The sequence below is a fragment of the Thiosulfatimonas sediminis genome (assembly GCF_011398355.1).
Lineage (GTDB): Bacteria > Pseudomonadota > Gammaproteobacteria > Thiomicrospirales > Thiomicrospiraceae > Thiomicrorhabdus > Thiomicrorhabdus sediminis_A.
In genome coordinates this window covers 1,434,279-1,450,716 of the sequence record NZ_AP021889.1, presented here as the reverse complement: position 1 = coordinate 1,450,716, position 16,438 = coordinate 1,434,279, and the positions used below count along the sequence as shown (strand labels likewise).

Here is a 16,438-nt window from a genome sequence, read left to right as displayed (position 1 = left end):
AAAAAAGGGCTCTTTAGGGGCCCTTCTTTATAAGCCCTTAACGCCCTTTTTTGCGCGAAAACTCGTTATTTTGTCTGCTAGAAGACTTTCCTAAACCGGTGTTTTTTTGTGCGCCTTTTCCGGTGTATTTTCCAACTAATGTGCGATCGGATTTTTTAGCGTCACGTTTGGCCAAATGACTTTTGATGATTTGTGTCGGTATGCGTAAATCTGGACGTGCTTCCTCAGCTAAATCTACCGAACGTAGCAACTGATTAATCTGCTTCCAAGTTAATTCTTGGGTTTTCCCTTTGCGTAGATTGCGTGGCATGGAAAACTCGCCGTAACGAACACGGTGCAAACGACTAACTTGCAAGCCGACGGCTTCCCAAATACGGCGGACTTCGCGATTACGCCCTTCTTTAATCACCACCCGATACCAGTTGTTTAGTGACTCTTCTTCGCTCAACGGAGCAGGCATGGCGTTCACTTTATCAAATTTGGCGGGGCCATCATCCAGCATCACGCCCTCTCGCAATTGCGCCAATGCATCCGCGGTGACATCGCCAAATACGCGAACCAAATACTCGCGCTCAATTTGATAAGAGGGGTGCATCAAGCGATTCGCTAATTCGCCGTTATTCGTTAAAATCAACAATCCACTGGTGTTCAAATCCAGGCGGCCAATGCTAATCCATCGGCCGTTATGCAAGCGTGGTAGTTGAGTGAAAATGGTATCTCGGCCTTTTTCGTCACTACGCGTACAGACCCGCCCCTCAGGCTTGTTGTATAAAATAACCTGCGTGCTTTGCGCTTCGAGTTGTGCCGGCCGCAGCAATTGATCACGAATTTGTATTTTATCGTTGCTGCTAGCACGGTCACCAAGTATGGCCACCCGTCCATTGACTTTAACCAAACCTTCTTCAATCAGTTTTTCGACCGAACGGCGCGAACCGTAGCCAGCGCGAGCTAAAATCTTTTGCAACTTTTCGGTGTCAGCTTGTGGGGAGGAGGTGGTTTTTTTCATTGCGCGGAGTGCCTTTGCTCATGTCGATAAAATGTGCGCTTATTATACGCCGCTTTATAACCCAAATAGACGGTAAATCAGATTCTGTAAAAAGGAATAAGGTCCCATTAAGATTGGGGCGAGCAAGCCCAACAGCAAGAGTCCTAGCAGGATGAAAAAACCATAGGGCTCTAAACGATAAAATTGCCAAGCCATTTTTTTGCTGATAAAGGCCACCAATACACGACTTCCGTCTAAAGGGGGGATTGGTAATAGGTTAAGCACCAAAAGTATTAGGTTAATACTGATGCCTGCGGTGCCACTGTACACCATGAACTGCCCTATCTCTGGTGCGCTATTTTGCAATAGCAGACCGATTTTTAAAACGACAGCCCAACCCAGTGCCATCAATAAATTAGACGCAGGTCCGGCAATCGCCACCCACGCCATATCAACTTGCGGGCGTTTAAAATTACGGTCGGTTATCGGTACGGCTTTCGCCCAACCAAATAGAAAACCACCGAGCATCAACAATACGATCGGCACCACAATAGTGCCGATTGGATCAATATGCTTTATGGGATTAAGGGTTACACGACCAAGCATTTTCGCCGTCGGATCGCCAAGTTTATTGGCCATCCAGCCATGCGCTGCCTCATGTAGCGTAATGGCAAACAGGACGGGAAGCGCCCAAACAGCGATCAGTTGAATGGTATTGAGTTGTTCCATGCATTATCCAAAATCAGAAAGGTTTAGATAGTTTATCAAGTGACATCGAGCAGTATTCGCAGAAAGCTTTAAAAGAGTCTGAATGGACTCTAGCATGGATATTAATCGCCGTTAAACTCCCCTTGACCTTGACGAACCAATACGGGCTCTTCTTCGGTAAAGTCGATAATTGTCGTTGGTTCAAAGCCAGTGAAGCCGCCATCTAAAACCGCATCTAGCGCATGATTTAACGTTTCATACACACTCCAGCCATCGGTGAGAGGATGATCATCCTGTGGCATAATCAAACTGGTACTTAGCAGTGGTTTATCAAAATAACTTAACAACGTATTCGTCACCACATTTGGTGAAATCCGTAAGCCAATTGTTTTACGCTTTGGTGATTGCAGGCGCTTTGGAACTTCTCGGCTGGCTGGCAAAATAAAGGTGTAAGGCCCCGGCAAATGTTTTTTTAGATACTTATATTGACTGTTGCCAACCTTAGCATAAGCCGATAAATTGCTTAAATCTTTACAGACTAAAGTCAATTCATGTTGCTCAGAAAGCCGGCGAATTTGACGAATTTTATCCGCGCCTTGTTTATTATCCAGCAAACAGCCGAGCGCATAACCAGACTCGGTTGGGTAGGCAATCACGCCATCATTATTGAGAATATTGACCACCTGCTCCAAAAGGCGTTTTTGGGGATTGTCAGGGTGGACGTTGATGTATTTACAGTCGCTCAAGTGGATTCCTTTGAAATTTAAACAACGTGTTAGGGTGCGTCACGCTGAAAAAGCGTGCCACACCGGAGTGCATTTTTCCGGCAAAGGGGCTAGCCACCCTAAGCCACGCCAATGGTGGTCTGGGGTGTGAAAGTCCGAGCCAACTGAGGCAAGTAAACCAAAACGCTGGGCGCGCTCCGCCATCCCTGTGATGTCGCTGCTGGGTCGAGGTGCATTTACAACCTCAATCGCTTGACCGCCAGCCGCTTTAAAATCACCTATTAATCGGTTCAATTTACTGCTGGTAAATTTGTAAATTTTCGGATGAGCTATTACGGCGATACCACCCGCTTGCACAATCCATTGCACCACTTCGGCCAAGCTTGGCCACTGAGCCTTCACATAACCGATGCGTCCGCGCTTAAGGTAACGCTCAAAAGCTTGCGGTTGATTGTTGACCAAGCCAAGTTTAATCATCGCTTGCGCAAAGTGTCCGCGCCCGATAACGCCCTGGCCAACGCATTGCTCAACCATTTGTGGTAACTGTTGCAAATGTGCATTCGGTTTGGCGATGAGCTTTTCGAGCATTTCATTGGCGCGTTCCTGACGCGCTTGACGAATCCGCTGTAAACCTTGTTGCAGCGTGTTGTCATCGTTAGCGAAATTCAGGCCAACAATATGGATTGTGTGGCCGTTCCACTCGCAGGAAATTTCCGCACCGCTAATCAAACGCAAATTATTGGCCTGTGCGTAGTCTAAAGCCGCTTCATAGCCAGCCGTGGTATCGTGGTCAGTAATCGCCAAGCATTCCACTTGATGAAAGCAAGCCAAATCAATCAATGCGTGTGGCGTTAAAGCGCCGTCAGAGGCAGTGGTATGGCAATGAAAATCGACTTTCAAACAGTCTCCTCCGAGCATTAAATCAATGGCAAACGGGTTGAAATCTGCGCCAGAGTTTAAAATGCATCTACTAATAGTTTTGTGTATGGCTTTAAAAAGACGTTGCTGAGAAGATAAGGTTGCCGCTGGGTTAGCGTCTCCTTAGTTAAGAGATTTTAACGATGCGTTGTCTAGCGCGGAAGAATTATTTGCTTTGCCGCCAAACAAGTTTTGACGTTTTTTGCGCTTATCTTGAGCAATAAACAAGGTATTATAGGCGCAAATGGTGACGCATGAATGTGGATTTATGTGTTCGATGACTCTTTAGCAGGACTTTTTTGTACCTTTATGAAACTTTTATTCGATTTATTCCCGGTTATTCTGTTTTTCATCGCCTACAAAATGTACGGCATCTATGTCGCAACAGCGGTAATCATCGTCGCGTCTGCCCTGCAGATTGGCTATGTTTATCTCAAGCACAAACGGGTTGAGAAAATTCATGTCATTACCTTTGCGCTGATTTTAGTGCTGGGTGGTTTAACTTTGATTTTACAAGATGAAGCCTTTATCAAATGGAAGCCAACCATTGTGAACCTTGGCTTTGCCTTAGTTTTCCTTGGAAGTCACTATATTGGCCAAAAACCGATTGTCGAGCGCATGATGGGTCAAGCGATTCGTCTACCGGCAAACATTTGGATTCGTCTAAGCTGGCTGTGGATTGGCTTTTTTATTCTTTCCGGTATCGTGAATATTTACGTTGCCTATCAATACGATACCGATACATGGGTTAATTTTAAGTTATTCGGTTTAATGGGCATGACTCTGGTCTTTATTGTTTTGCAAGGCCTGTACATCAGTCGTTACATGGAGGAATCGGATTCCCCAGCCGAAGAGCAAGCCTTAAGCGATGGCGTTGAACCTTTGAACACACAAAAATCTGACGTAGACCAGCAAGACAAACAAAAACAGAGTAAAGAGTTTTAGGAGAATAACGATGAGTATGTGGTATTCCATCGTCGGTTACGACGTCCCCAATAGTCTGCCCTTGCGTATTCAAGTACGTGCAGAACATATAGCGCGAATTAAAAGCTTAGATAAAAATGGCTATCTTTTGGTTGCCGGTCCCAATCCAGCGATTGATAGCCTTGACCCAGGAGATGCCGGTATGACGGGAAGCATCATTATTGCACGCTTTAAGTCGTTACAAGACGCTGAACAATGGGCCGCTGACGACCCTTACGTTGCTGCAGGCGTTTATGAACGTGTCGAAGTAAAACCTTTTAAACAAGTCTTACCGGCACCTAAAACGCCAAGTTAAAGAAAACGGCAATAACCTAAAAAAACCACTTGAAAAAAGTTACAACTATCTGGTTAGATGGTTTAGTGAAAGCGAGAGACACGGAATAAGTTTGCATTGACTTCAGCGCTTGGTTGGAAGTCTCGCCCTTATTGCGATGTCTCTAATGCTCTTTTATTTAGACTCTCGATAGGAGTGACTTGACCATGAACATCAGTTACCTAATCCCCAAAAGCAAGCTGCATTTACACGCGAATGACTCTATGGAATTACTCAATGAAGCGTTGGTTGAAATTCCCTTGTTAGGTTGGACCTCGGCAGGCGAGCCCATTCAAATGGCGCTGGATTACGATACGGTTTCTGTACCCAAATCAATGGTGCGACGAGATACTTTTGCATTACGGGTAAAAGGTCATTCGATGATTGATGAACAGATTAACGATGGCGACATTGTGATTGTCGAACGTCGCAGCAGTGCTGAAAATGGAGAATCAGTCGTGGTACGCATCAATAATGAAGAAGTGACCATGAAAAAACTGTATATCGATCGAGATGGCGTGCGTTTACAACCTGCTAACGCTGAAATGCAGCCGATTTTCTTGAAAAATGAAGACATTGAAATCCTTGGCATCGTTCGCGGTGTCCTCAAGCAACATTAATCAACCTTGTTTTAAAGAGTCCTGCATCAATGATAAATAGCCCATTGCAAGCATCTTCAGTTGAAATATTAATTACTGGCGGAACCTTGGATAAAGACTATCAGCCACTAAACGGCGAATTGGTTTTTCCTGCCGAAGGTACACAAAGCCATGTAGTTGAACTATTACGGCAAGCCAATCTTTCGCCTGAAAGCGCACCCAAGCTTAATTTTTTAATGCAAATTGACAGTTTGCAAATGAAAAAAAAGCAGCGCCTGGAGATTGCGCTTGCGGCCTTGCATAGTTCTGCGCAGCAGCTGGTGATTACCCATGGAACCGATACTATGGTCAAAACTGCAAACAAGCTGCTTAAATTGATGCACTCGACTCCTGAATTTAGCGAACTGAATCGCAAAACCATCGTGCTAACAGGAGCTATGCGCCCCTTTGCACTGGGTCAGTCTGATGCAAGTTTTAATCTCGGTGCGGCTTTAATTGCGGCACAGACATTGCCACCTGGGGTATACATCTGCATGAATGGGAATATTCATCACGGCGATAAGGTGCTTAAGGATTATCAGCAAGGTCGGTTTGTCGCGACTGCATAAAAGCCTTACTGTATTTGCAGCGCTTTTCACTTCCCAGTGCCGACTGTCAGCTCGTTTACGTTCAGCGAGCTCTATAATCCGCCCCTTGTCTACGCCAATTCGGCATAATTTTGCTTTACTTTAAAAGAGTGGTTCGTTGTTATGCTGATTGTCGCCGCTTATATCAGTGTTGTTTTGATTTGGACAACAACCCCTTTAGCGATTGTCTGGGGCGGTTCAGGCGACTGGTTTTTTGCTGTTGCATTGCGAACCACTTTAGCAGCCTTGCTGATTCTGCCGTTTGCTTTTTGGTTTGGCGTTCATAAACGCTGGTCATTTAAACCCTCGGTACTCAAAATTTATCTGTTTGCTGCATTACCGATTTTTGGTGGCATGACGGCGATGTATTGGGCTGGACAATCTTTGCCATCAGGCTGGATTGCATTATTGTTTGCTCTCAACCCGATTTTTTCAGGTGTTTTAGCTCACTATTTACTGCCAAATTACCAGCTTAATGGCTTGAAAATACTGGCAATTTTAATCAGCCTTTGCGGCTTGGTAGTCATTTTTGCACCGAATCTCTCAATGCACCTGGCGACAATCCAACTACTTGCAATTGGCGCGGCTTTTCTGTCGGTTTTTTTTCACTCTTTGGGTTCGGTATTAATTAAGCGTTGTGGTACCCATTTATCGTCTTTAGATGTCGTGGTCGCCGCGCTACTGGTCAGTAGTGCGACGTATTTGCTATTGAGCCCTACGCAATTATTTGATGTTGAAAATTATCTGCGCTTAAGCGAACGTGCGATGGCCGCCATCGTCTATGCGGCGGTCATCGGTTCTTTGATTGGCTTTGTACTGTTCTTTTATTTGGTGCGCCATGTGGATGCAATGAAAGTCGCTTTGATTCCGGTCATAACGCCGGTATTTGCGATTCTGCTTGGGCATTTTTTAAATGACGAGCCGCTAGGATGGGATGTTTGGTTTGGCGTGACGCTGGTATTGGCTGGATTAGTGTTATTCCAGCGTCAGAAATAAATCAGTAAAGCACAGGATATTTGCAAAGTGGTTTAGCGTATTTTTTAGTACGTTTAAAGGCGGCCTAAAATTTGCATCTGTACTTTGTCTAGGCGCAACAAATCACCACTCTAAACTGCGAAGATACTTAAACAATTCACGAGAAGCTTTCGGTGGTTTGTTTTCGGCCAGTTCTTTTTGGGCGTTACGAATCATTTGGCGTAAATGCTGACGGTCGACTTGTGGATAGCTTTGCATTAAGCCGGCAATGGCATCATCACCTTCGGCAATCAAACGCTCACGCAACATTTCTAAACGATGAAAATGTGCATTTTGCTGTTTTCGTTTTAGCTCTTCTTCCTCTAGCATCGCTTTGATTTCAATAATCAGATGCTCGTTTTGGCGCAATAATTTACCGATAAACGATTTTTGTCGCTTAATGGCATTGCCTTTACTGATACGTGTCAGTGTGTCCAATGCTTCCGCCAGCTCTGGTGGAATATTTAGCTTAGCCATCTGCCCTTTGGTTAGTTCTGTTAGCTGCTCACCCAAATCGGTCACGGCGTGTGCCGCACGTTTAATCTGCGTGCGGCTATCAAACTCCTCCTGTTCCCAAGCGGCAATAGGATGTTCTTTTTTGACTCGATTAACATTACGTGGTCTAACCATGGTTCGACTCCATCATTTGCATAAATTGTTCTTCATTAAGTACCTTAACGCCAAGCTGTTCCGCTTTGTTAAGTTTTGAGCCGGCCTTTTCGCCAGCGATTAAATAATCAGTTTTCGCAGAAATGCTTCCAGTCACCTTTGCGCCCAGTGCTTCTAAACGTGCTTTCGCATCTTCACGGGTACCATGTTGTAAACTGCCAGTAAGTACCACAACCTTGCCCGCAAAAAGCGAATCGGTCGTGTCACTATCAATCACCTCGTCTAGTTTTGGCCAGTGAATGCCCTCTGCAATCAAGCCCTCAATCACTTCTCGGTTATGTGGTTGTGCAAAAAAGTGCTGCACTTGACTGGCCACAATTTCACCGACATCGTCGACCTTCAGCAGCGCATCATAGTCAGCCTCAATTAACCTTTCTAAGCTTTTGAAATAATAGGCTAAGTTTTTGGCGGTCACTTCGCCGACTTCAGGAATGCCGAGTGCATAAATAAAACGCGGTAAGGTGCTGTTTTTAGAGGCATTAATCGCCGCAATCACCTTATCTGCAGATTTTTGAGCCATTCGCTCTAAAGAAGCCAGCTTATTTGCCTCTAGCCGATACAAATCATCTGGGTGTTTAACCCATTCCAAATCACATAATTGGTCAATCAGTTTATCGCCTAGGCCCACGATATCCATCGCTTTACGCGAGACAAAATGTTGCAATGCGCGTTTTCGTTGCGCTGGACAAAATAAACCGCCAGAACAGCGGTATACCGCTTTATCGCTCTCTTTAATTACTTCCGAGCCACATTCGGGACAGCAGCTAGGCATACTAAATTGAGCTAAATCAGTTTGGCGCAGTGACAACACTGGACCAACGACTTCTGGAATAACATCGCCAGCACGGCGCACGATAACCTTGTCGCCGATACGAATATCTTTACGATGAATTTCATCCTGATTGTGCAAAGTAGCATTACTCACCACCACTCCGCCAACTTCCACCGGTTGAAGACGCGCCACCGGCGTTAAAGCGCCAGTGCGACCAACTTGAATGTCAATGCCCAATAAATCGGTCCACTTCTCTTGAGCAGGGAATTTTCGGGCAATCGCCCAACGCGGAAACTTTGCAGTAAAACCCAATTCGCGATGCCAAGAGATTTGATTCACTTTATAGACAATCCCGTCAATTTCATAATTGAGTGATTCGCGCTGTCGCAGTAATTGTTGATAGTAATCATCCATACCCTGCTCGCCGATTACTGCCTGGGTTGCTGGATTGGTTGGCAAACCCCATTCTGCAAACTGTTGTAAGGTTTGCAAATACGTTTCCGGTTGCTGCCAATCGGCACTGATTTCCCCCCAGCCATAAAGGTATAAGCTTAACGGCCGTTGAGCGGTAATTCTTGGATCTAACTGGCGCAAAGTGCCTGCTGCGGCATTGCGAGGATTGGCAAACACTTTATCGCCGTTCTGCTGTTGCTGCTGGTTGATGGCGGCAAAATCTTTCTTGCTGATAAATACCTCACCGCGCACCTCTAAAATACTTGGCCAGTCATGACCGGTCAGTTGCAAAGGCACTGAGCGCATTGTCCGAATATTATGGGTAACATCTTCACCACTAAGACCGTCACCGCGTGTCGTCGCTTGCCATAGCTTGCCTTTTAGATAGCGAATGTTGATTGCCAAACCATCCATTTTCGGCTCTGCGATAAACTCAATCGGCTCTTGATGGTTAAGACGCTCGTGAATGCGGCGCTGAAAATCCACCAAGTCTTGCTGGCTAAAAGCGTTGTCCAGCGAAAGCATTGGCACAGCGTGGGTAACGGATGCAAACGCTTTAATCGGCGCAGCCCCAATACGCTGGCTAGGTGAATAGCTATCAATCAATTGCGGAAACGCGTTTTCCAATGACAACAGTTGCTGATACAGCAGGTCATATTGCGCATCACTGATTTGTGGATCATCCAAGACGTAATACTGGCGATTATGATAAGCAATTTCAGCACACAATGTTTGGTGCTGCGCAGTCGCGCTGGGCAGATTATCAGGAATATCAAAAGTGAGGCTGGTTTGAGTCATGTTTGCTGTATTTGGTTAATGCAATCTTAGCGAAAGAAAACGCCAGATTGCTGCAATTCTGAAGAAGGCTACGAAAAAAAATTAGACCCTGTGGTTGAACGCCATAAATGGGGTTATGGCATAACTTTGGTGGACTCATAACCCAGAGCGCTATCTCGCAGAGAATGGTAGTAATGCTCACCAACGAGATGCTGTTCTTCGTTAAACACTTGGGCTTCGGTGCGGTTTGCGAGTTTTTTCGCAACTGTAATAAAATTGTGCATTGCGCCCGGTGCTGTCGAATGAGGCGTAGGCAAGTCCAACACAAACATAATCCCCGGGGTTTTCTCTTTCAAGCTCGGATTGCTTGGAAACGTACCCGGATTGAGCATATTCACCGCCTGAAAAATCATGTTGCCTCGATTGTCTTGAAATTCATAAAAACCGGCATTGGTTCGTACCAGATTATTGGCCATCATAAACTGATGAATTTCAGTCAACTCAATAAGTTCTTTGCCCATAACAATGAGTGCAAACGTTTTGGCTTCAACACGATCGGAATTCATTATTTTATCCATCGCTTGCCGTTGACGCTCTTGGCTAAGTTGTTGTGCTTGTTGTTCGGCATTTAACTCAAGCGCAACTTCTGTATTGACGGTTGTCGCTTGCGGCGTAATGGTTTCAGGATTTTCAATCGTTATTTGCGGCTCCGCGACTAAGGGCGCACTCTCAGTAACGGCCTCCGAAGCGACTTTTTGAGAGTCTGTTGAGGCAAAATCCCCAATATGAGGTTCATTTTCAAAAGCGAGCTCGTGCTGATTTGGATTGAAATTTTTCTCATCCAAATTGGCAATATAAGGTTCATCATTTGTCGGCATGTCGTTCTGTTCCGTTAGCCGTCCAAAAGGGTTTTTGCTTGGGAGTATTCGCCCGTCTTCAAATCGTGCAGCGTCTTTAGAGGGTGTCGCTTTAGACTGGGCTCGAAGTTCCTGCGCTTGCTGTTTCGCTTTAGCAGCAGATTCTTGATATTTCTTTTTTTTGCGCTGACCAAGTATCAATATTGCGATGATAATAATCACCATCAATACAATGAGCACGATACTCAGTTCGTTCAATTCAACCATTTATAACTCCGTTAATGAATCTCTACGAGCGACGGTAAGAAATTAGAATGACGGAAATCGTTGTTTGCCATCTTTCAACTGCGTTTTTATTTGCAGTTTGGATAGAAGCCACTGCGTATCCACTTATCAATGCGGATTTAGCCGATGCTTAAAGATAGCAGTCATTGGGTACTGCAGACAAAAGCAATGTCGAGTTTGCCCGTTATTCGTTAAAATCTCTCTCAAAGCAAAGATTGTACCTGCTATTAACACGGCGATGCTAGTAAAAGTTGCGATAAATTTACAATGGAATCGTAATAAATGGTTTTTTTAAGATACACACTCATAACGCAATCGTTAAGGTCATTTTTAACGATTTAAAAGGCATGTAAAACTGAATGAAAACGCCCTCTTCCAGACTGGTTTCAAAAACGGTTATATTGTTGGGAATTGACCTTGGTACATCCGGCATTCGCGCTACTTTGGTCGAACGCCCTGTGGCCGTCAAACCAGCCCTTTTTCCAGATCCTAAACAGGACCGAATTTTACTGACTCAGACGGTTCCATTAGTTGTTCAAAATTTAGGCGTAGCTGGCAATTTTGTTAAGCCGCCGGGCGGCTTGGCAAAGCATAAAGTGTCCTTACAACCAGCCCACAGTGCCGTGCAGAATCCCACCGTTTGGCAAACCGCTTTATTAGAACTATTGGGCCATTTAAGACACCGGTTTCCCTTAGTCAAGGTGGATGGAATTATTTGCGATGCCACCTCATCCAGCGTCATGCTGGCGGATTTGCATGGCCGATTATTAACGAATGCATTGATGTATAACGATGCACAAGCACACCAAGCCGCAGATTGGATTACGCAAACCATTGCGAATAATCCGCAAGCGCAAAACACCGCCGCCGTTGGGGCAAGTAGCTCTTTGGCAAAAGTACTTTTTTTAGCGCAGGATTTACAGAAGCATTCGGCATTACAAGTGGTTCATCAGGTTGATTGGTTAAATGATTTTTTTTGCGGTTTTTTAGCGCAAGGCCACTGTTTCAGCGATGAAAATAATCTGCTCAAATTAGGCTATGACCCTTTAAGTGGAACCTATCCACAATGGGTACGAAGCTTACTTACTGAACACGCAGCGAATCTACAGCTACCCCAAGTTGGCAAGCCTGGCGAAGTTTTGATGGCGGTATCGGCTAGCTGCCAAGCTCAATTTGGTTTTTCTGCGCATTGTCAGGTTATGTACGGTACCACAGACAGTATCGCTGGTTTTTTTGCCGCGGGTGCATGTCATGAAAAAGATGCGGTAATTTCCTTGGGGTCTACTTTGGCCATCAAACAACTGGTTGCACAACCGTTGTATGCGCCAAAATTTGGATTATATAGCCACAAAGTAAAAGGATTATGGCTACTGGGCGGCGCATCGAATGGTGGCGGGAAAGTGCTTTTAACGTACTTTTCATTGCCGCAAATTATCTGGATGGATGCCTTTTTGCAGTGTTTATGGGATTGCGCGGCAACACCGTTAATGGATGAGAAGTTTCACCCTTACAGCGCACTGGCCAACTGCCGTGAGTTAGGCGACTTTTATGCGCTGTCTACATTGGGAGAACGTTTTCCAATTTATGATCCAGCGATGTCGGCTCGCTTGGCAGAAATTCCTGAAATACCGCTTAACACAATCGAGATAAGTGTCCTTTCGACACAGCAATTTAAGCAGATTAAATCCACTTCTGAGCTTTACATTATGCTACAACGCGCTTTTGGCGATAGGGTCAGTACTCTGCTTGCACACGCCAATTTATTTGCATCGATTGTGCAAGGTTTAGTGCAAATTGAAAAGCAGGCGTTCACCCTGTTAGAGCACTATCAGGCGGGAAAAGAAGCAATGCGTGCCAATTTGTATAGTGTTGGCGGAGGAACACAGAATGGTTATTGGCAGTTATTACGTGAAGCGCACCTGCAAAATTGTTTACAATCTGCGTTTTCGTTAGATGCGGCCTATGGGGTGACGCGTCTGGCAACGATTAACCTTACCAAGGAGCAAAGCAGATGAACAATATGTCCATTTCCGCATTAATTGCAGCGGCACAAGAAGGTGCGGTCGATTTTCAAACGACCATGCAAGTGATTGATGCTCATTATGACTTTACACCAACCCATTTCAGCAATGGTACGACGCAAAATCCGGCAGGGACCAATAACGGTTCTTGTAAACTTTTTGCGTTTGCCCTAGCCAATGAACTGACTCCAGAGGCTACTTTGAATCTATTTGGGGATTTTTATTACCAAGATGTGTTGCAGAATCCACACGGTGATGATCATCAAAATATTCGTAATTTTATGACCCATGGTTTTGCCGGAATTGAATTTAGCGGTCAAGCATTGCGCGCCAAATAGTACTCGTCTGCATTTAAAAAAGCCAAAACAGTCAACTAACTGTTTTGGCTTTTTATTTTCAATTTTTATATTAACGAACGTTATCGTTAGACTTTGTGCAGTTGCTTATGAACTTTACGAATCAGTGCCAAATCAAGATAGTGATGTCCGTAGTTCGAACCTTGCAATACCTTAAATGGCACGCCCGGATCGCCCATATCGGTTAAGACCAACTCAGCATCGCTGAAATCTTCATCTTGGGTATAACCGTTAATGGTGATAATCGTTTTAATGTTAGCCGCCACCGACGACTTAATCCCGTTGGCAGAGTCTTCAAAGGCAACGCATTCGTCAGGTTGTACGTCCATTTGCTCCATCGCCCAAAAATAAATATCGGGTGCCGGTTTTTTCGCTGGAACAATATCCCCTGCTGCAATAACTTCAAACCAACTTTCAGAATCCGCACCCAAAGTGTTGGTTAATAAGGCGGTAACATTCGCAGGCGTGGTGGTCGTAACAACGGCAATGCGCATATTTTCGCGACGCGCTTGATGAATCAGCCGCTCTACACCACGGCGCAATGGGATTTTACCTTCTGCCATGAGTTGCTTGTAAAACTCAGTTTTAGAGGCGTGCAGACCTTTTACAAAATCATCAAAATCGGCTGGTTTATTGAAGCCCGTGTTAAATTTTTCTAAATAAAATTTAATCCGTTCTTTACCGCCTGTAACGGCCAAAAGCTCACCATAAAGGGCTTCATCCCAATTCCAATCCAGCCCAGCGGCTGCAAAAGCCATATTAAATGCCGGACGATGCCCGTCTTTTTCTGTATCCGCCAAAGTGCCGTCTACATCGAATAATAAAGCTTTTAGTTCAGCCATCTGCTTCTCGCTTAATCTAGTAATTTATCAAAAATAGACGATTTTTACGGATTTGCCGTAAAATTTCAAGTAAAACCCCGTTATCAAAGACCCATATATTGTGACTCGGTCAAAATAAGCCCACAAAAAAGGTTACAATTTTTGCTTGTTGAAGCCTCTTAAAGCTGATATAAATGTCGCTTAATTATCAGTGATGGTAGCAAAAAAATAATAAAAAGACGTTGTTGGACCCCGTTCAAACGCCGGTATACAAAGGCTTTTGGGTCCTCGCAGGAGAAGAACCATGGACAACACTATTAACGTAGACTTTATTGAAAACTATCCAATGTATCAGACTAAACCGGGCGAAGAGTATATGAGCCCAGAAATGTTAGAGCATTTCAAAGGGAAGCTACTGGCTTGGAAGTCACAACTGATTGCCGAAGCAAACAGTACTGTTACCCACTTGAAAACCGACTCTGATACCCCGGCAGATCCAAATGACCGTGCCTCAATGGAAGAAGAGTTTGCGTTGGAACTGCGAACTCGCGACCGCGAGCGTAAATTAATCGCCAAAATTGACAAATCTTTAAAAGACATCGAAAGCGGCGAGTACGGTTATTGCAAAATGAGTGGTGACGAAATTGGTTTGCCACGAATGGAAGCGCGGCCAACAGCAACCTTAACGGTTGAAATGAAACGCAAACAAGAAATTCGTGAAAAGCAAGGCGTTGCCTGATTTCTTGCCATCTTAAGCGACATTAAAGCGCGCCTCTGGGCGCGTTTTTCATTTACAGCCAAATCCCTTAAGTTAGCTTGAGAATCACATGGATTACAGTGGTTTATCCCTGCTTAATCCCTCCTGTCACGACAAGGCAGCACTGTTAAAGTTTAAACCGGAAACTGCAAAACCCATGACAAATCCTGTGTCTCAATCCAAGTCCCCTACCCAGCCGCACTTTTCCTTAGAGCAATACATTGCTTTATTGAGTGATCCGGCATTTTATCCGCATCCAGTCGAAGTAATTACCACAATAGAAACTCATATATCAGTGGTGTTTTTAACGGGTGAGTTTGCGTATAAATTAAAGAAACCGGTTGATTTTGGTTTCTTAGATTTTTCCCAATTAGCGGCACGCAAAAAATTCTGTGCGCTCGAAGTTGCCTTGAATCAACGGACAGCTCCAGAGCTCTATTTGGGGGTGGAAACGATATTTTACAATCCACACAACCAGTCTCTCAGTTTACAAAACAAGTCTGGCGAAGCGGTCGAGTATTTGGTCAAAATGCGGCAGTTTGATCCCAATGCCGTTCTAGGAAGACAAGGACACAGCCTTGCAATCAGTCGCTCCCAAATCGAGAGTTTAGCCTTACAAATAGCGCGCTTGCATCAACAAGCAGATGGTGTCGATTTAACGAGTACATTGGGCTTACCGAAGACCATTTTGCAACCGATGCTGGATAATTTTAACGCCTTAGAAATTTGCTTTAACTTTGCCAAGCACGCTTTTTTAGATGGCCTTTACAGCTGGACTCTGCAGCAATATGAAACCTTTAAACCCTTGATTGAACAGCGTCGTAGCGAAGGTAAGATCCGCGCCTGTCATGGCGACTTACACCTTGATAATATTGCCTTAATTGCCAATCAACCGGTGCTGTTTGATGGTATTGAATTTAACGATGAGTTCCGTTGGATTGATGGCATTAGCGACTTAGCTTTTCTATTAATGGATTTATGTTCACGCCACCATCCGGCTCTGGCATGGCAAATTTTGTCACTGTATTTGCATCACACGCAAGATTATCCTGGCTTGCCTTTATTGCGTTTTTATATGGTGTATCGCGCCATGGTGCGCGCTAAAATCACCAATTTACGCGCCGAACAGCTAGCCGATGACAGTCATGAAAAACAGCATTTATGTTCTTTAGCGAGCGACTATGTTGACTTGGCTCAAGCTTTTTCACAGGCAGCAGTCAGTCCCAAACTGATTTTACTGCAAGGCGTTTCAGGCACAGGCAAAAGCCATCTCTCCAATCAAATTCAAGCACTGCTGGAAAGTGTTGTGATTAGTTCAGACCTGACTCGTAAAACTCTGTTTGGTATCGATCCTTTAGAACGGGTTGATGAGACGCAGAAACGCAATCTGTATTCGCCCCAGATGAACGCAAAAAGCTATCAGGGTTTATTGCAAAATGCGCGCATCAGCCTTCAGTCAGGCTGGCATACATTAGTGGATGCGACCTTTTTAAAATATGCGCATCGTGCCGTGTTTTATCAACTTGCTGAAGAGTTGGGGATTGGTGTTTATCTGCTCTATATCGACAGCGATGTAAATCAAGATAGCGCTTTTTTAGCAAATCAATTAAAACAGCGTGAATTGGCGAACAACAACCCATCCGATGCCGATGCAGCGGTGATGCTTAATCAATTTCAGGTTTTAGAAAAACCTCAAGCCGATGAGCCGGCTCTGTGGTTGGATGCCAAGCAACTGCGCAACGCGTTTCCGGCAAATAAAATTAAACAATTTCTCGACCTGCCGATAACCTCTTAAAGG

Annotated in this window: 17 protein-coding genes; 9 read left to right on the top strand and 8 right to left on the bottom strand. The window is 44.8% G+C overall.

Annotated elements, in window-relative coordinates:
* Positions 1-37: 37 nt before the first annotated feature.
* The 4 genes from rluB to HRR27_RS06700 all read right to left on the bottom strand — a co-directional run bounded on the left by rluB (position 38) and on the right by HRR27_RS06700 (position 3,318).
* Entirely contained in the window at positions 38-1,006 is a 969-nt protein-coding gene (gene rluB, locus HRR27_RS06715) for a 23S rRNA pseudouridine(2605) synthase RluB (protein WP_173272115.1), read from the bottom strand.
* Positions 1,007-1,060: 54 nt separating this feature from the next.
* Positions 1,061-1,714 (bottom strand): site-2 protease family protein, encoded by a 654-nt coding sequence (locus HRR27_RS06710; RefSeq protein WP_173272113.1) that lies wholly within the window; start codon positions 1,712-1,714, stop codon positions 1,061-1,063.
* Between the two features lie 101 nt (positions 1,715-1,815).
* Positions 1,816-2,439: an L-threonylcarbamoyladenylate synthase gene (locus tag HRR27_RS06705; RefSeq protein ID WP_341829809.1), complete on the bottom strand. Its 624-nt coding sequence runs from the start codon at positions 2,437-2,439 to the stop codon at positions 1,816-1,818.
* A 39-nt stretch (positions 2,440-2,478) separates the two neighbouring features.
* On the bottom strand, positions 2,479-3,318 hold the full coding sequence (locus HRR27_RS06700) for a PHP domain-containing protein (RefSeq protein WP_173272111.1): 840 nt from the start codon (positions 3,316-3,318) through the stop codon (positions 2,479-2,481).
* Between the two features lie 327 nt (positions 3,319-3,645).
* Here HRR27_RS06700 and HRR27_RS06695 point away from each other — a divergent pair, with 327 nt between their 5' ends.
* The 5 genes from HRR27_RS06695 to HRR27_RS06675 all read left to right on the top strand — a co-directional run bounded on the left by HRR27_RS06695 (position 3,646) and on the right by HRR27_RS06675 (position 6,854).
* Entirely contained in the window at positions 3,646-4,281 is a 636-nt protein-coding gene (locus HRR27_RS06695; RefSeq protein ID WP_173272109.1) for a septation protein A, read from the top strand.
* Positions 4,282-4,291: 10 nt separating this feature from the next.
* Positions 4,292-4,615: a YciI family protein gene (locus HRR27_RS06690; RefSeq protein WP_481923778.1), complete on the top strand. Its 324-nt coding sequence runs from the start codon at positions 4,292-4,294 to the stop codon at positions 4,613-4,615.
* 185 nt (positions 4,616-4,800) lie between these two features.
* Positions 4,801-5,253, top strand: coding sequence for a transcriptional repressor LexA (gene lexA, locus HRR27_RS06685; protein WP_173272107.1), 453 nt, complete (start codon positions 4,801-4,803; stop codon positions 5,251-5,253).
* Positions 5,254-5,282: 29 nt separating this feature from the next.
* A complete protein-coding gene (locus HRR27_RS06680; protein ID WP_173272105.1) occupies positions 5,283-5,840 on the top strand; it encodes an asparaginase domain-containing protein in 558 nt (185 codons plus the stop codon).
* A 141-nt stretch (positions 5,841-5,981) separates the two neighbouring features.
* Positions 5,982-6,854 carry a DMT family transporter gene (locus HRR27_RS06675; protein ID WP_173272104.1) on the top strand — a complete coding sequence of 291 codons (873 nt, stop codon included), beginning with the start codon at positions 5,982-5,984 and terminating at the stop codon, positions 6,852-6,854.
* A gap of 102 nt (positions 6,855-6,956) precedes the next feature.
* On the opposite strand, the gene yjgA is transcribed toward HRR27_RS06675, so the two are convergent.
* From yjgA to HRR27_RS06660, 3 genes are all read right to left on the bottom strand, one after another.
* Complete coding sequence (gene yjgA, locus HRR27_RS06670; RefSeq protein ID WP_173272102.1) at positions 6,957-7,502, bottom strand: ribosome biogenesis factor YjgA; 546 nt, start codon at positions 7,500-7,502, stop codon at positions 6,957-6,959.
* Entirely contained in the window at positions 7,495-9,564 is a 2,070-nt protein-coding gene (gene ligA, locus HRR27_RS06665; protein ID WP_173272100.1) for an NAD-dependent DNA ligase LigA, read from the bottom strand. Before ligA ends, yjgA begins: the two co-directional genes overlap by 8 nt.
* Before the next feature lie 113 nt (positions 9,565-9,677).
* Positions 9,678-10,667 (bottom strand): cell division protein ZipA C-terminal FtsZ-binding domain-containing protein, encoded by a 990-nt coding sequence (locus HRR27_RS06660; protein WP_173272098.1) that lies wholly within the window; start codon positions 10,665-10,667, stop codon positions 9,678-9,680.
* A gap of 377 nt (positions 10,668-11,044) precedes the next feature.
* On the opposite strand from HRR27_RS06660, the gene HRR27_RS06655 reads away from it, so the two are divergent.
* Positions 11,045-12,700, top strand: a complete 1,656-nt coding sequence (locus tag HRR27_RS06655; RefSeq protein WP_173272096.1) for a hypothetical protein — start codon at positions 11,045-11,047, stop codon at positions 12,698-12,700.
* Complete coding sequence (locus HRR27_RS06650; RefSeq protein WP_197905387.1) at positions 12,697-13,044, top strand: HopJ type III effector protein; 348 nt, start codon at positions 12,697-12,699, stop codon at positions 13,042-13,044. Before HRR27_RS06655 ends, HRR27_RS06650 begins: the two co-directional genes overlap by 4 nt.
* Before the next feature lie 86 nt (positions 13,045-13,130).
* Here HRR27_RS06650 and HRR27_RS06645 read toward each other — a convergent pair whose 3' ends face one another.
* Entirely contained in the window at positions 13,131-13,904 is a 774-nt protein-coding gene (locus tag HRR27_RS06645) for an HAD family hydrolase (protein ID WP_173272094.1), read from the bottom strand.
* A 283-nt stretch (positions 13,905-14,187) separates the two neighbouring features.
* Here HRR27_RS06645 and dksA point away from each other — a divergent pair, with 283 nt between their 5' ends.
* Together dksA and HRR27_RS06635 are read left to right on the top strand one after the other, a co-directional pair.
* A complete protein-coding gene (gene dksA / locus HRR27_RS06640; RefSeq protein WP_173272092.1) occupies positions 14,188-14,622 on the top strand; it encodes an RNA polymerase-binding protein DksA in 435 nt (144 codons plus the stop codon).
* Positions 14,623-14,797: 175 nt separating this feature from the next.
* Positions 14,798-16,435: a bifunctional aminoglycoside phosphotransferase/ATP-binding protein gene (locus tag HRR27_RS06635; RefSeq protein ID WP_173272090.1), complete on the top strand. Its 1,638-nt coding sequence runs from the start codon at positions 14,798-14,800 to the stop codon at positions 16,433-16,435.
* Positions 16,436-16,438 lie beyond the last annotated feature (3 nt).

Bases quoted from the DNA above. Each gene is read 5' to 3' on its own strand.
- HRR27_RS06635 (WP_173272090.1), top strand. From the start codon at position 14,798: ATGACAAATCCTGTGTCTCAATCCAAGTCCCCTACCCAGCCGCACTTT.
- HRR27_RS06645 (WP_173272094.1), bottom strand. From the start codon at position 13,904: ATGGCTGAACTAAAAGCTTTATTATTCGATGTAGACGGCACTTTGGCG.
- dksA (WP_173272092.1), top strand. From the start codon at position 14,188: ATGGACAACACTATTAACGTAGACTTTATTGAAAACTATCCAATGTAT.
- HRR27_RS06710 (WP_173272113.1), bottom strand. From the start codon at position 1,714: ATGGAACAACTCAATACCATTCAACTGATCGCTGTTTGGGCGCTTCCC.
- ligA (WP_173272100.1), bottom strand. From the start codon at position 9,564: ATGACTCAAACCAGCCTCACTTTTGATATTCCTGATAATCTGCCCAGC.
- HRR27_RS06690 (WP_481923778.1), top strand. From the start codon at position 4,292: ATGAGTATGTGGTATTCCATCGTCGGTTACGACGTCCCCAATAGTCTG.
- HRR27_RS06675 (WP_173272104.1), top strand. From the start codon at position 5,982: ATGCTGATTGTCGCCGCTTATATCAGTGTTGTTTTGATTTGGACAACA.
- HRR27_RS06660 (WP_173272098.1), bottom strand. From the start codon at position 10,667: ATGGTTGAATTGAACGAACTGAGTATCGTGCTCATTGTATTGATGGTG.
- yjgA (WP_173272102.1), bottom strand. From the start codon at position 7,502: ATGGTTAGACCACGTAATGTTAATCGAGTCAAAAAAGAACATCCTATT.
- HRR27_RS06695 (WP_173272109.1), top strand. From the start codon at position 3,646: ATGAAACTTTTATTCGATTTATTCCCGGTTATTCTGTTTTTCATCGCC.
- rluB (WP_173272115.1), bottom strand. From the start codon at position 1,006: ATGAAAAAAACCACCTCCTCCCCACAAGCTGACACCGAAAAGTTGCAA.
- lexA (WP_173272107.1), top strand. From the start codon at position 4,801: ATGAACATCAGTTACCTAATCCCCAAAAGCAAGCTGCATTTACACGCG.
- HRR27_RS06650 (WP_197905387.1), top strand. From the start codon at position 12,697: ATGAACAATATGTCCATTTCCGCATTAATTGCAGCGGCACAAGAAGGT.
- HRR27_RS06655 (WP_173272096.1), top strand. From the start codon at position 11,045: ATGAAAACGCCCTCTTCCAGACTGGTTTCAAAAACGGTTATATTGTTG.
- HRR27_RS06680 (WP_173272105.1), top strand. From the start codon at position 5,283: ATGATAAATAGCCCATTGCAAGCATCTTCAGTTGAAATATTAATTACT.